General features: G+C 62.1%; 18 protein-coding genes and 1 pseudogene. 13 read left to right on the forward strand and 6 right to left on the reverse strand.

Annotated elements, in window-relative coordinates:
• Nucleotides 1-30 precede the first annotated feature (30 nt).
• Entirely contained in the window at nucleotides 31-669 is a 639-nt protein-coding gene (locus M3P21_RS18740) for a hypothetical protein (protein WP_249712478.1), read from the reverse strand.
• A gap of 197 nt (nucleotides 670-866) precedes the next feature.
• Between M3P21_RS18740 and infC the strand changes: the two genes are divergently transcribed.
• The 4 genes from infC (at nucleotide 867) to M3P21_RS18760 (ending at nucleotide 4,037) form a co-directional block, all read left to right on the forward strand.
• Nucleotides 867-1,472: a translation initiation factor IF-3 gene (infC, locus tag M3P21_RS18745; RefSeq protein WP_249712479.1), complete on the forward strand. Its 606-nt coding sequence runs from the start codon at nucleotides 867-869 to the stop codon at nucleotides 1,470-1,472.
• 224 nt (nucleotides 1,473-1,696) lie between these two features.
• Nucleotides 1,697-3,097 (forward strand): selenium-binding protein SBP56-related protein, encoded by a 1,401-nt coding sequence (locus M3P21_RS18750; protein ID WP_249712480.1) that lies wholly within the window; start codon nucleotides 1,697-1,699, stop codon nucleotides 3,095-3,097.
• Between the two features lie 15 nt (nucleotides 3,098-3,112).
• A complete protein-coding gene (locus tag M3P21_RS18755) occupies nucleotides 3,113-3,760 on the forward strand; it encodes a hypothetical protein (protein ID WP_249712482.1) in 648 nt (215 codons plus the stop codon).
• Between the two features lie 76 nt (nucleotides 3,761-3,836).
• On the forward strand, nucleotides 3,837-4,037 hold the full coding sequence (locus tag M3P21_RS18760) for a hypothetical protein (RefSeq protein WP_249712484.1): 201 nt from the start codon (nucleotides 3,837-3,839) through the stop codon (nucleotides 4,035-4,037).
• A gap of 4 nt (nucleotides 4,038-4,041) precedes the next feature.
• On the opposite strand, the gene M3P21_RS18765 is transcribed toward M3P21_RS18760, so the two are convergent.
• Both M3P21_RS18765 and M3P21_RS18770 read right to left on the reverse strand, forming a co-directional pair.
• Nucleotides 4,042-5,046 (reverse strand): molybdopterin-binding protein, encoded by a 1,005-nt coding sequence (locus tag M3P21_RS18765; RefSeq protein ID WP_249712485.1) that lies wholly within the window; start codon nucleotides 5,044-5,046, stop codon nucleotides 4,042-4,044.
• A complete protein-coding gene (locus M3P21_RS18770; RefSeq protein ID WP_249712486.1) occupies nucleotides 5,043-6,011 on the reverse strand; it encodes an XdhC family protein in 969 nt (322 codons plus the stop codon). The genes M3P21_RS18765 and M3P21_RS18770 overlap by 4 nt, the downstream gene beginning before the upstream one ends.
• Before the next feature lie 232 nt (nucleotides 6,012-6,243).
• On the opposite strand from M3P21_RS18770, the gene M3P21_RS18775 reads away from it, so the two are divergent.
• Complete coding sequence (locus M3P21_RS18775; protein ID WP_249712489.1) at nucleotides 6,244-6,744, forward strand: hypothetical protein; 501 nt, start codon at nucleotides 6,244-6,246, stop codon at nucleotides 6,742-6,744.
• A 33-nt stretch (nucleotides 6,745-6,777) separates the two neighbouring features.
• Here M3P21_RS18775 and M3P21_RS18780 read toward each other — a convergent pair whose 3' ends face one another.
• The 3 genes and pseudogenes from M3P21_RS18780 to M3P21_RS22790 form a co-directional block, all read right to left on the reverse strand.
• Nucleotides 6,778-8,034 (reverse strand): vWA domain-containing protein, encoded by a 1,257-nt coding sequence (locus M3P21_RS18780; RefSeq protein WP_249712492.1) that lies wholly within the window; start codon nucleotides 8,032-8,034, stop codon nucleotides 6,778-6,780.
• Nucleotides 8,035-8,230: 196 nt separating this feature from the next.
• Complete coding sequence (locus M3P21_RS18785) at nucleotides 8,231-8,683, reverse strand: S24 family peptidase (protein ID WP_249712493.1); 453 nt, start codon at nucleotides 8,681-8,683, stop codon at nucleotides 8,231-8,233.
• Between the two features lie 51 nt (nucleotides 8,684-8,734).
• Nucleotides 8,735-8,995 (reverse strand): annotated as a pseudogene (locus M3P21_RS22790) (helix-turn-helix domain-containing protein); the annotation flags it as partial.
• Between M3P21_RS22790 and M3P21_RS18790 the strand changes: the two are divergent.
• From M3P21_RS18790 to M3P21_RS18825, 8 genes are all read left to right on the forward strand, one after another.
• Entirely contained in the window at nucleotides 8,994-9,299 is a 306-nt protein-coding gene (locus M3P21_RS18790; protein ID WP_249712495.1) for a hypothetical protein, read from the forward strand. The pseudogene M3P21_RS22790 and the gene M3P21_RS18790 sit on opposite strands and share 2 nt — an antisense overlap.
• A gap of 76 nt (nucleotides 9,300-9,375) precedes the next feature.
• Nucleotides 9,376-9,567 (forward strand): hypothetical protein, encoded by a 192-nt coding sequence (locus tag M3P21_RS18795; protein WP_249712497.1) that lies wholly within the window; start codon nucleotides 9,376-9,378, stop codon nucleotides 9,565-9,567.
• The gene (locus M3P21_RS18800) at nucleotides 9,567-9,776 is read left to right on the forward strand and encodes a TraR/DksA C4-type zinc finger protein (RefSeq protein WP_249712499.1); all 210 of its coding nucleotides are present in this window, start codon (nucleotides 9,567-9,569) and stop codon (nucleotides 9,774-9,776) included. The genes M3P21_RS18795 and M3P21_RS18800 overlap by 1 nt, the downstream gene beginning before the upstream one ends.
• Complete coding sequence (locus tag M3P21_RS18805; RefSeq protein ID WP_249712500.1) at nucleotides 9,776-10,045, forward strand: hypothetical protein; 270 nt, start codon at nucleotides 9,776-9,778, stop codon at nucleotides 10,043-10,045. The genes M3P21_RS18800 and M3P21_RS18805 overlap by 1 nt, the downstream gene beginning before the upstream one ends.
• A complete protein-coding gene (locus tag M3P21_RS18810; RefSeq protein ID WP_249712501.1) occupies nucleotides 10,042-10,290 on the forward strand; it encodes a hypothetical protein in 249 nt (82 codons plus the stop codon). Before M3P21_RS18805 ends, M3P21_RS18810 begins: the two co-directional genes overlap by 4 nt.
• Nucleotides 10,291-10,292: 2 nt before the next feature.
• Complete coding sequence (locus M3P21_RS18815) at nucleotides 10,293-11,621, forward strand: transposase domain-containing protein (RefSeq protein WP_249712502.1); 1,329 nt, start codon at nucleotides 10,293-10,295, stop codon at nucleotides 11,619-11,621.
• A gap of 166 nt (nucleotides 11,622-11,787) precedes the next feature.
• Nucleotides 11,788-12,711 (forward strand): hypothetical protein, encoded by a 924-nt coding sequence (locus M3P21_RS18820; RefSeq protein WP_249712504.1) that lies wholly within the window; start codon nucleotides 11,788-11,790, stop codon nucleotides 12,709-12,711.
• On the forward strand, nucleotides 12,704-12,906 hold a 203-nt coding region (locus M3P21_RS18825; protein ID WP_249712505.1), incomplete at its 3' end, for a phage tail protein. The genes M3P21_RS18820 and M3P21_RS18825, both read left to right, overlap by 8 nt.

Genomic DNA, 12,906 nt, shown 5'->3' on the forward strand with positions numbered 1-12,906 from the left:
GGAACGCGGCCCCTTTTTCATTGCAAAGGATCAGTTGCCCGAGGTCGTGGTGTCCCCGGCAGCATCGGTGGCCGCATCCGTGGCGGTGCCAAGCGCATCCGATACTGAGTTATTGACCGCATCCGCCGCATCCGAGGCAGCCTCGCTTGCCGCATCCGCCGCATCGCTCGCTGTGTCCGAGACGGCCTCGGTTACATCACTTGCGGCCTCGGTTGCATCCGTTGCCACGTCCGATGCGGCCTCGGTTCCGGTTGTCACTGCATCAGATGCCGCGTCTGTGGCTGCGTCTGCGGCATCGCTGGCAGCATCGGTGGTTGCGTCCACGGCGCTATCTGCCGCGTCACTTGCTGCATCCACGGCGTCGCTTGCGGCGTCAGTGGCAGCGTCCGCAGCATCGCTTGCAGCATCCGTAGCGGTGTCGACGGCCTCGTCAACCGCCTCCTTGACCGTTTCCCCAGCCGCTTCGACCGCCTCGCCTGCGCTGTCGGTCGCCTGCTCGACCGTTTCTGCCGCACTGTCGGCGGCGGATTCGGCCTGCTCTGCGGCGGCATCCGCTGCGGGCTCTGCCGATGTGGCCTCTGCACCTGCGGTCTCGGACTGCGCATTAAAATAATAGTACCCGCCTGCGGCGAGCCCTGCGAGAAGTATCAAGACAACAATTGATTTCATTACAGTTTTTCCTGTTTTAGCCTCAACGCCCCTAGCGCGGGCGCCCGGGGACCAAGTGGTCGGATTCACCTTTGGGCACAAGGGGGAAAACCGAAGGATCGCGCACCACGGCGCCTTGTGGGGGTGTTTCGGCGCATAATCGCCTCTTGAAAACCACGCGGCACACCGGCATATGGCGCTAACTGCTTGAATCGCTGATGACAGAGCGTTATTTTTCAGGCACTTTCTGCTGCAACCATCAAAGGATTGAACCCATAGCTCGCAGACCTCACAACGCGCCGCCGCAACGAGACACCGGCCCGCGCGTCAACGAAAAGATCCGTTCTAACGAAATTCGCCTGATCGGCGCAGACGGTGACAACGTGGGTGTCGTCACCCCCACGCGTGCCATGGAGATGGCGGTTGATGCCGGTCTGGATCTGGTTGAGATCTCGCCCAACGCGAACCCGCCGGTCTGCAAAATCATGGATTTCGGCAAGTTCAAGTATGAGCAGCAGAAGCGTGAAAGCGAAGCGCGCAAGAAGCAGAAGATCATCGAGATCAAAGAGGTCAAGTTCCGCCCCAACACCGACACGCATGACTATGAGGTCAAGATGCGCAACGTGTTCAAGTTTCTGGAGAACGGCGACAAGGTGAAGGTCACCCTGCGCTTCCGTGGCCGCGAAATGGCGCACCAGAACCTGGGTCGTGAGCTGCTGGAACGGGTGGCCGAGGACACCAAGGAAATCGGCAAGGTGGAGAACTTTCCCAAGATGGAAGGCCGTCAGATGATCATGCTGATCGGGCCGCTGCCGCAGAAGTAACCCACCCGTCATACCGTTATTTTTCGAAACGCCCTGCCTCTCGCGCGGGGCGTTTTTTGTTGTGAGGACGCGCGCCCGGACTACCGACGAAAGTCGCGCCCCACGAAATTCTCCTTGACCTGAGGGAAGCCCGGCACCGACCATATCCAGGTTGGAGGACGGGTAGGCAGCACCTGGGCCAGTTCGGCGCGAAGCATGCGAACAAAAACTTAGGGAGAGAATTCATGAACTTACGACCGGATCCCACCTTTCATCCATCCCCCCGTCTCGCGATGGAAGCCCCGGCAGAGACATTGGCCTTTACCCTGATGCTCAGCCCCGACGGGTCGCAACCTGACGGTCTGGCGGTGGTCGACGTGGACCCGACCTCGTCAACTTACGGCAAGATCGTACATTCGCTGATGATGCCCAACACCGGCGATGAATTTCACCATTTCGGCTGGAACGCCTGTTCTTCGGCGCTGTCTCCGCTGTCGGGCCATGCCTTTCTGGAACGCCGCTATCTGATCATTCCGGGCATCCGCTCGTCCCGGATTTACGTGATCGACGTGAAAGAGCCGCTCAAGGCCAAGATCCACAAGATCATCGAACCCGAGGAGGTGTTTGCCAAGACCGGCTATTCCCGCCCGCACACGATCCATTGCGGCCCCGAGGGCATCTATGTCTCGACCCTGGGTGGTGGTGGCGCGGATGGCACCGATGGCCCGCCGGGCATCTTCATCATGGACTGTGAAAGCTTCGAGATTCTGGGCCGCTACGAGATGGATCGCGGCGTGCAGGACAAGCATTATGATTTCTGGTGGAACCTGCCGCGCGACTACATGGTCAGTTCGGAATGGGGGCTGCCGCCACAATTCGAGAATGGCATCGTGGCCGAAGACCTGCTGTCGAACAAATACGGCCATTCGATCCATTTCTGGGACCTGCGGGCGCGCAAGAACATTCAGACGATCGATCTGGGCGCGAACCACCAGATGGCGCTGGAAATCCGCCCGGCCCATGATCCCTCGAAGGAATATGGCTTCTGCGGCGTGGTGGTCGATACCACCAATCTGCAAGGCGCGATATTTACCTGGTGGCGCAACGCGGACGGCACATTCGGGGCCAAGAAGACCATCACCATCGACCCGGTCCCGGCGGACCCGGACGACCTGCCAGAGCTGCTCAAAGGCTTCTCGGCCGTTCCGGCGCTGGTCACCGATATCGACCTCAGCCTTGATGACAAATTCCTCTATGTGGCCTGCTGGGGTCAGGGCGAGATGCATCAATATGACGTCTCGGACCCGATGAACCCGGTTCTGGCCGGCAAGGTCGAGATTGGAGGTATCGTGAAAAAGACCAAGCATCCCAATGGGAAGGACTTTAACTATGGTCCGCAGATGGTCGAGATCAGCCGCGACGGCAAGCGCGTCTACTGGACCAATTCGCTCTATTCCACCTGGGATGATCAGTTCTATCCCGATGACGAGGGCGCGGCGATGGTGATGGCCAATGTGGGCGAGACCGGGGGCCTGACGCTGGATGAAAACTTCTGGGTCGATTTCCCCGATGGCTACCGCTCGCACCAGATCCGGCTGGAGGGCGGCGACTGTTCGACCGACAGTTTCTGCTATCCCTCGGCCTGATCGTTGAGTCCTGACATGACCACCGCCGCGCTCTGGCTGGCGGTGGTTCTGAGCGGCCTCTATCACGGCGCCAACCCGGGCATGGGCTGGCCCTTGGCCGTGTCGTCATCCCTGATGGAGCGCCGCCAAGGCGCGCTGTTCACAGCACTCGGGGCGCTGGCGCTGGGGCATTTTCTGGCCATGCTGGCGATCCTGCTGCCGCTCTCGGCGATGACCGCACTGATCGCTTATGAGCGCGAGCTGCGACTGGCCACCGGAGGCATTGTCCTGCTCTGGGGTTGCTGGATTCTGATCACCCGCAAACATCCGCGCTTTCTGGCGCGGGTACCGCCGTCGCGGCTGGCGCTGTGGTCCTTTCTGGTGGCGCTGGCCCATGGCGCGGCGCTGATGCTGGTGCCGATCTATCTGGGGCTGTGCAAACTCGACGAGCTGGATTCCGGGCATCTGGCCGCCTCGGAACTGATGGCGCGCAATGCCGGGCTGACCCTGGCGGTGGCCCTGCTGCACACGGGCGCGATGCTGCTGGCCGGGGGAACGATCGCGTTCGCGGTCTATCGGTGGCTGGGGTTGCGGTTCCTGTCGAAGGGCTGGTTCGATCTGGAAATCCTCTGGGCGCTGAGCCTGATCCTAGTCGGCGGACTCGGGCTATACAGCGCGCTCTGAAAAAACGACATATGGCGCGACGGAAAGTGCGCCCGGTCGCGTTCTATCCCCGAAAACATTGAATTCAGGGACAGACATGCGCGCTATTCTCCTCACCTTTCTCATCCTCGTTGCCTACCCGTTCGTGAAGTCCGACAAGGCTGATCCCCATCGCTATGTGGTCGATCCGCCCGAGCGGATCGAGGTCAACGATCTGAACCCGTCCTTGGGTCCAGTGCGATTTGGTCTGCCTAGCTCGGACTGCACCGCGCAGTACGGAGACTGCTCCCCCACCTGAGGTCTCAGCCGCGTTTTTTCCCTGCGCGTGGTTGCGGGCGGGTGGGGATTTCCTTGAGCAAGCCACCAACCCCCATCGCGGCGATATCCGCGCCGGTGGTGGTGATTCCGCAAGCCACCCGTGACAGAACCCAGTCCGCCCCGTTCAGCGCGGGCGAACGGGCGCAGCCCGGCAGGCCGATCACCGGGCGGGACCCGAGCTGGCCCAGAAACAGCAGATTGCCGGGATCAACCGGCATCCCGAACCGGTCTACCCTGCCGCCCGCATAACGCAGCGCCGCCGGGGCCACATCGAGCGGGTCCGAGGTGGCCGAGCCGGTCAGGATCATCACCATGTCCCCCGCCACATCCTGCAAGGCCGCGCTCATCGCCTCTTCGCGATGCGGCACGGTGCGAATATCGCACAAATCCATCCCCAGCGCCTCGACCCGACCGCGAATGGCCGCGATCCCCTTGTCGTTGGACGGCCCGCCGGGAATATCGCTCACGATCAGCCCAGCCGAGCCATGCACCGGCGCAATCAGCCGGATCGCGCTGCGCGCCGCCTCTGCCGCGCGGGTCACATCGATCTCGGGCACGGCGTAGGAGATCACCTTGATCGTTGCCACCATGCCGCGCGGCGTCATCTGCTGATAGGGTGGCACCGTCGCCACGGTGATCATCGGATGGACCTGATTGAAGCGCTCGACCGCCGCCACGTCCAGACCGACAATGCCCGGTGACGCGGCCAGAATATTCACCCGCCCGGTAAAGGGCTTGCTCAGCGTGACATTGGCGGCAGCCGGGTCCGGGACCAGCGCATCAGCCAGCGCCTGCGCTGCGGCATCTTCGTGGGTATCCCCCGGTTCCAGCCGGGCCACGGTAACCTCTTGCACACCGTTCTCGGCCAGCACCGACAGCTCATCACCGCCCAGTACCAGCCCCTTGCGCAGCTTGCGCATACCGGTGCTGACCGAATGCGCCAGAATCGCTCCCGCAGCTTCGGCCACGGGAACCGGCCCGAACTTCATGCCTTGCCCCGCAGCACAGCCGTCATTTCCGCCAGGATCGCCACCGCAATCTCGGACGGGTCAGCGGCCCCGATATCGAGGCCGACGGGGCCATGAATGCACGCGATCTGCTCTTCGGTGAACCCGGCCTCCTGCATCCGTGCAACGCGCTTGGCATGGGTGCGGGTCGAGCCCAAGGCGCCGATATAGAACACATCGGCGCGCAGAGCGGCTTCAAGGGCCGGATCATCCAGCTTTGGATCATGGGTCAGCAGCACCAGCGCTGTGCGGGTGTCCAGACCGATCTCGGCCACTGCCTCGTCGGGCCAGTCGGTCAGGATCATCTCACCCGGAAAACGCTCGGAGGCGGCAAAGGCCTCGCGCGGGTCGATGATCATCGGGTCATAGCCTGCGATCCGCGCCATCGGCACCAGCGCCTGCGCGATATGCACCGCCCCCACCACGATTAGCCGCAGCGGCGGATTATGCACCCCAACAAAGGTTTTGCCGTCCTCTTCAAAGCCAGAGCGATCCTGCCGCATCCGCCCCGCGTGCCGGGTGCGCCGCAGAGCGCGGCGCCCGCTTTTCAGGTTGACCTCATAGGCGATCGGGATGCGGGCGGCCCGCATCGCGACCAGTTCCGCCAGCATTACCTCGGACAGGACAGGCCCGACCGGTTCCACCAGAATGCGGATGGTGCCGCCACAAGCGAGGCCCACGGCAAAGGCATCCTCGTCGCTGACGCCATATTCCAGCAGTCTCGATGTGCCCTCTTCGATGGCCTCCAGCGCCTCGACGATCACCGCGCCTTCGACGCACCCCCCCGAGACCGAGCCCTCGATCCGGCCATCGCCGCCGATCACCAGCTGTGCACCCACCCGGCGCGGCGCGCTGCCCCAGGTTTCGACCACCGTCGCCAGCGCAGCGCTGCCGCTGTTGCGATACCAGTCAAGCGCGGTTTCCGGCCCGTTATCAAAACGTTGCATGAGGCACCTCCCAGTGGGGATTATGGACCAGACCCGGCGCGGTGTCTTGCGTGTTTCGCTGCAATCACACAGGCTTTTTGAGGGTGCGTAAAAACTGCACGCCATTCACTCAACCTTTGCTTGCAGCCCCGGCAAACCCGCTCTAATCTGACGCCGACTCGCGACAGGTCGGCGGGGTACACCCGGCGGCCTCAAGAATTTCCCCTTATTCCTCAGATACAAAGGATAGATCATGACATATGCAAAACTGGGTTTCGCCGGGGCGCTAGCCCTTATGGCAGGCGTCGCGCAGGCAGATGAGTTCAAGGCCTATGGCACGACCGAAGGCTGGAACGTCTATGTGGACACCACCAAGAATTCCTGTTTCGTGGAATCGGTGGATGCGGCGGAAAACGTCGTGCAAATGGGCCTGACCACCGATCGCGGTGTGGGCTATGTCGGCGCCTTCACCAAGGCCGAAACCGACATCAAGAAAGATGAAACCAAAGCCGTGGCGATCCTGATCGGGGATGACATCTTTCTGGGCGACGCCACCGGCATGCGCGGCAACATTACCAAGGGCTATTCCGGGGGCTATGTCCTGTCCGACGATCCCAAGTTCTTTGAAGACATCGCAAAACAATACACGATGACCGTGTTCCCCGAAAAGGAATACGCCTTTGTCGTCAATCTGAAAGGCACTTACAAAGCGCTGGAGATGGCACAGGAATGCAACCAAAAGCTGGTCCAGTAACCCGCTGACCAGAGCGGCCCCGATGGGGCCGTTCTACCCCCGCGCGGCAGCCAGCAACCGCGCTTTTTCGCCCACATCGTCGGGACGCGAGATCACCTTGGCCAGATCCTCGAGCGAGGCGATGGAATGACCGGCGCGAAAGCTGTCCACATGGGGCAGCATCGCCGCGATGCCGCGCGCCTTGGGTGCGAACCCCTGCCAGCGCAGCAGCGGATTCAGCCAGATCAGGCGGCGGGCCGACAGTTGCAGACGCTCCATCTCACGCGCCAATTGGTCGGGGTCGTCGCGGTCCAGCCCGTCGGTGATCAGCAGCACCACCGCCCCCTGCCCCATCACCCGCCGCGACCAGTCGCGGTTGAACTGATGCAGGCAATGTCCGATTCGGGTGCCGCCTTCCCAATCCTGTGCTTCGCCCCCTGCGGCGGCAAGCGCCGCATCCACGTCGCGTTGATGCAAGTGCCGGGTGATGTTGGTCAGCCTCGTGCCAAAGGTAAAGGCATGCACCTTGGCCCAGCCCGCGCCCTTGGCATTGGCAACCGCATGCAGGAAATGCAGGATGATGCGGCTGTACTGGCTCATCGAGCCCGAGATATCGCACAGCACCACCAGATTGGGCCAGCGCGGGCGCGGCTGCAGCTTGGCAATGTCGCGCAACTCGCCGCCCTGCCGCATCGCCTGCCGCAAGGTGCGGGCCCGGTCAAGGCGGTGGCCCAGATGGCTGGCCTGCCCGCGCCGTGACGGGATCGGTTTCACCGGCAATTCCAGCTGTGCCAGCATCCGTTTGGCGCGGGCCACCTCTTCGGTGCTCATCTGCTCGAAATCCAGGCTGCGCAGGCGTTCCTCGGACGACATGGTCATCGAGGCGTCAACCTCGATCTCGGTGCCCTCTTCCTGATCCTCGACCTCGGGCAGATCCCGATTTGCGCCGTCCAGCAACGCCTCGGCGGCGCGTTTTTCGGCGGCTTGTGCTGTGCGATCCTCCTGCACGCCGCGGATCGCGGGCAGCATCATCGCCATCATATGTTCCAGATAGCGCGGGTCGCGCCAATAGAGGCGAAAGACCTGCGCAAAGACGGTGCGGTGTTCGGGGCGGTTCACGAAACAGGCATGCAGCGTCCAGTAGAAATCGTGCCGCGCGGTGAAGCCCGCCGCCTCGACCGCGTGGATCGCGTCGATCACACGGCCCGTCCCGATGGGCAGCCCCGCCTTGCGCAGCGCACGGGCAAAATGGATGATGTTCTGCGCCAGTTTCGGGTCGTCGGGCGTGTCGAGTGGAAGATGTTCGGCCATTATCGTTCCTGGGGGCGCTGGGGGGGATCGGAATAAATTAGAACGGTGGGCACGGGATAAATTTGAATGGCATTTGGGCAGCCCTTAAAATAAGGGGTTTCAGGATGTGCTGCAAAATCGCCCGAAACCCAAAAGTGGCACAAATTAAATTTGATTGCTTCCGCTGACTTCCACCGCCAGCCGAGGGCGGATGCAATTACCATTCGTGCATCGACGCAACGACCCGTCCAACGATCTCGATATCAGCCCGTGGCCCCATATCGTCCGCCGCAATCTCGCGTGGCGGATAGATCATGTTGGCGCTCACCAGCGAGATCGTGTCCTTACCGACGCGCTGGATGTTCTTGACCACCAGTTCCTCAGAGATGCGGATCACAAAGGCCTTGCCGTCTGCCGGTTCCGCTTGTGCGCGATCCACAAGGATCAGGTCGCCCTCGCTGAGCGTCGGGGCCATGCCGTCGCCTTTGACCTCGACAATGTGCAGATTGTCAGGGTCGAGGTTCCGCCGTTTGATCCATTGCAGGTTGAACGCATAGAAGGTGACATCCATCGCGTCGCCCAAATAGCTGTCACCATCACCCCCCGAGGCTGACACGGTGTAGCGCGGCACGGGCACAAAATCGGCGGTTTCGTCGGCGAATGTGCTCAAGTGAGTGCCCGGCAGGTACATCGGCTCCTTGCCTGTGAGGAGCCAGCTCGCAGAGATGTTCATTTGGGTACTTATGGCTTCTAGAAACTCAGCGCCCACATTACGCTCACCTGACAAGTAGTTCTGAATTGTTCTGTACTTGATTTCTATCAGGTCTGTAAATTCCCTTAATGTCAAACCCTTAGCGTCAACCACTTCTCTTATGCGATTCGATACACTCAATTGTACACTCCGTGCTTGAATGATATTCCCGTTTGGGTGCATTTCTGACATTGCTGAACTACAATGCAACTCACATCGCGAGGCGAACATGGCACCAAACAAAATTCCGTTCCAGCCCGGAACGATCCTTCATGAAGTAATTGCAGGGTTTTTTCGCGCAACCTGCACTTCGTTCGAAGTCTGGTGCCGGGAAAACGACATCCACCCCAGCACCGCCCGAAACGCCACTTATGGTCAATCGTCCGGTGAGCGCGGCGCTGAGCTGCGTGAACGGATCATTGACGCTGCCGGGCGTGATCTGGTGGCCGCCGCGTACCGTCAACGGATGCTGGCGGAGGCACGCCGCCTGGAACTCTCGCCCCCCGCGATTGAGCGGGGGGCTGTCGCGGCCTGACTGCAATACCACCAAGAAAATAACACTCTGAACCACTTGGGGAACCGGGATGATCCCCCAACAACGACAAATTGAGATGGCGCAAAAAGACGCCGCCGAGCAGATGCTTTCGGGCATTTCCGACAAATCCAAGGTGCATTTCGCACTCAAACTGATGCTGAGCGTGGCCAATCCCGAAGCGGGCGGCACACTCAGCTTTGCCGCCAGGCGCGCGGGCGAGCATGCCAACGCACTGCTGCGCAACGCTTTTGAAGCGGAGTGCGGCTGATGGATGAGCGTTTCGTGGAATTGGCCGAAAAGGCTGTCGATGCCGAACGGGCCAACGGCGTCAGCCGCGTCAGCGCGGCGCTGGCCGCCAATGGCAGCGGCATGTGTGACGATTGCGGCGAAGAGATCGAGGCTGCCCGCCGGGCCGCCGCACCCTTTGCGCGCCGCTGTGTGCCCTGTCAGCGCCTTGCGGAACGGGGGTGCGTGTAATGGCCGACCTGCCTGTTCACATCCAGAATGCCGCCTTTGAGGCGCATATGTCGGCGGCGGAACGGATTGCGTCCGCGTTGGGCATCGAGCGCGCCGCGCCGGGTCAAGTGGCGCACGCCCTGGCGCATGCCTATGGCGAGGCTCTGGGCCTGTGCATCGCATCAGGCGCGACCAGTGCCCAGATCAGGATGATAGGGCAAGTGGCTACAGATGCCATCGACTCCATGATCACCAAAGTTCACGTCGCGACCTGCGAGGGTTCGGCATGAGCGGCTTTACCGTTGAAGTCGAAGCCTATGGCTGGGTGGTCTGCAAGGATGGCGAGGCGGTCACCAAGGCAGTCAGCAACAAATGGCGGGCCGGGGAAAAGCGGGATGCGCTGGAACACGCGGCGCGCATGAAAGAGCGCAACTGCCTGCGCTGCGCCACCCCTTTCATGAGCGAGGGGGCGCACCATCGGATGTGCAACGGCTGCCGCCAGTCCGTCCGCACCATGTTTGAGGGAGCCGTCTAATCATGAACCAGCTTGTACGCCAGCTTGACGTGATCGAGGGGGGGCATTTGGCCTCCCCTCGGTCGGCTCAAATGAACCGACTAATGAACCCCGAAAAGTGGGTGGCCGTCCAAGTGGTCGCAAATTTGGCTGGGGTATCTTATCGAGCGGTAGCCAAGGCCGTTGAGGCGCGGGCATGGCGCGGCTGTGATCTCCTCGTTCGCGAGGAGATCACCGGGCGCGGGCGGGGCGGCAAATCGCTGCTGGTGCATGTGGACAGCCTGCCCGCCGATCTACGTGAGGCGTGGTACCTGGAACGCGGCATCGTCCTGCATGAAAAACCCGACCTTTCGACCGGCGAAACGGTTCTGATCCCAGAGCAGACCTATCAGAACAATGCGCGGTTTGAGACCGATCTGGAATTGGCACGGTGGCGGCATGAGGTAATCCGCCCTGTCCTGACCCTTGAAAAGCTGTCGGCAGATCGCGCCGCGCTGATCGGGGAACTGGCAGCAACACCGCGCCTATTCCCGAACGGCACTCGCAAGGCCGTCACGAAACAGACTTTGTATAACTGGGTGAAAGCGTTCGAGGCCGAGGGGCTGAACGAGTTGATCCGCAAGCGCCGCGCTGACACGGCGGTGAAGCGCCAGCAGGTCACACGCGCTTGGGACAGGTACTTTGCCGAGCATATCGACGCAACCGCGCAGGCCAAGGTGAGCGATGAGCTGACCGGTTACATCCGGTCGCTCTGGGCCTCGGGCGAGCGCGGCTGGCGCTCGATCTCGGAGAATTCCACCACACGGCTGATCGAGCTTTCCCGCGATCTGCGCGTGGTGTCCTTTGATGCGCTGGATTTGGGACGCTGCGGCGACACCGCAAAAGCGCTGACGCAATTCGGCATTTGCCACGTGAACCGGCGCAAGGTCGAGACCGAGCGCGAATATCGGATCATCGCCGTCAAGAACAAGGATAACGCGGTATTCCAGGACAAATACATGCCCTCGATCCGCCGCGATTATTCGGACCTGATGCCACGCCAGATCGTCGTGGGCGACGTTCACCCCGTCGATATCATGATGCGCCGCCCCGATGGCACTGTGGTCTATCCCAAGGCGATTGCCTGGGTCGATGTGGCGACCAACGAAATTCACATGACGTTCGTGCTGCTGGAACCCAAAGAGGGCATCCCCCGCGAGCATGTCGCGATGAGCTTTCAGGCCATGGTCGAGGAATGGGGCCTGCCCCAGATGCTCTATCTGGACAACGGTTCCGAGTATTCCTGGGATGCGATGATCGGCGGGTTCACCCAGCTATCCAAGCTGACCGGCGGCGGTATGGGGGGTCTATGACCTGGACGGCAGCCCCGATGTCGCCAAGCGGGTCGCCCAGGGCCGCGAAGCCATCACCCGCTCGCGGCCCTACAACGCGAAGGGCAAGCCCGGCATCGAGGGCGCGTTCGGCAACCTCGAACAGGTGTTCTTTGCGACAATTCCGGGCTGGACCGCTGGCGACCGGATGAACAAGAAAACCCACGCCAAGGGCAAAGACCCGGTGGCGTTTCAGGGCGATGCCTCGGCCTTTCTCGATACTGCCGGGCAGGCCTTGGAATGGTATCACAAGCGCCCCCAGCATGGCCGCCTGATGGGGGCCAGCCCCAACGAGTGCCTGCGCGGGTTCATCGACCAGGGCTGGGGCAAGACGGTGCTTTCGCGCCCCGAGGTGCTGGCGCTGGCGTTCTCCGAGGAGGTCGAGCGGGTGCCGGATCGCGGGCGCGTCAGCTATACGCCCCGGCGCGGTGAGACGCTGCATTACTATGCGGATGAATTGCTGGGTTATGATCGGCGCATCACCTTGCGCGTGCCTGCGTTCAACCCGGAATTCGTGTTCTGTTTCGATGGCGATGAGCTGATCTGTCAGGCCTTCCCCGAGCGCGCCTATGGCGTTCTCGATCCGCGCGGGGCCGAGGAGGTCAACCGCCGTGGCAAGGCCTTCCGCCGTCAGATCGCCGAGAAGCGCCGCCATGTGGCGTTATTGCCCCTGACCGATGAGACCGCACGCCATATCGCACACATGCCGGATGCGCCCGAGGCCCCGGTGGCGGCTGTCGTCGATGCAGGGATGAGCGCGTCCCGGCAAGCCCAGGTGCGGGCGAAACATGTCGAATGGCTGCGCAGCCGTGGTGTGCCGGAACACGTCATCAGCCGCACGTCAGAAGGCACAGACGCCGCCCCGGAGGTGCCCGATATGAGCAGCGCCGCCGCAGCGGGGGCCGTCCAGACGCGCAGCACGTCGCTGAATTTCGCCCCAAACTACAGCATCCCGATCACCATCAATGAAGCCACCGACGCCGAGGCCGTGCGCGCGGCGGTGCAACAGGAGATCGCGGAAGTGGAAGAACGCGCACGGGTCGATGCGAGGGGCTTGCTGCACGATGAGTAACGTGATGATGATGCTGGGGGCTTACCCCTTCATGCTGGACACCGCCGCTTATCAGCGGCTTAGCCGGGTCTCCTCCTACCGCTGGAAACAGCAGGATCGCATCGGGCGCAAACCGGCGCAGCACTATGTCGGGCCGGGCGCGGATCGGATCACCCTGCGAGGTGAAATCCTGCCCCACTGGAAGGGCGGCCTTCA

The organism is Ruegeria spongiae (assembly GCF_023502395.1).
Classification (GTDB): domain Bacteria; phylum Pseudomonadota; class Alphaproteobacteria; order Rhodobacterales; family Rhodobacteraceae; genus Ruegeria_C; species Ruegeria_C spongiae.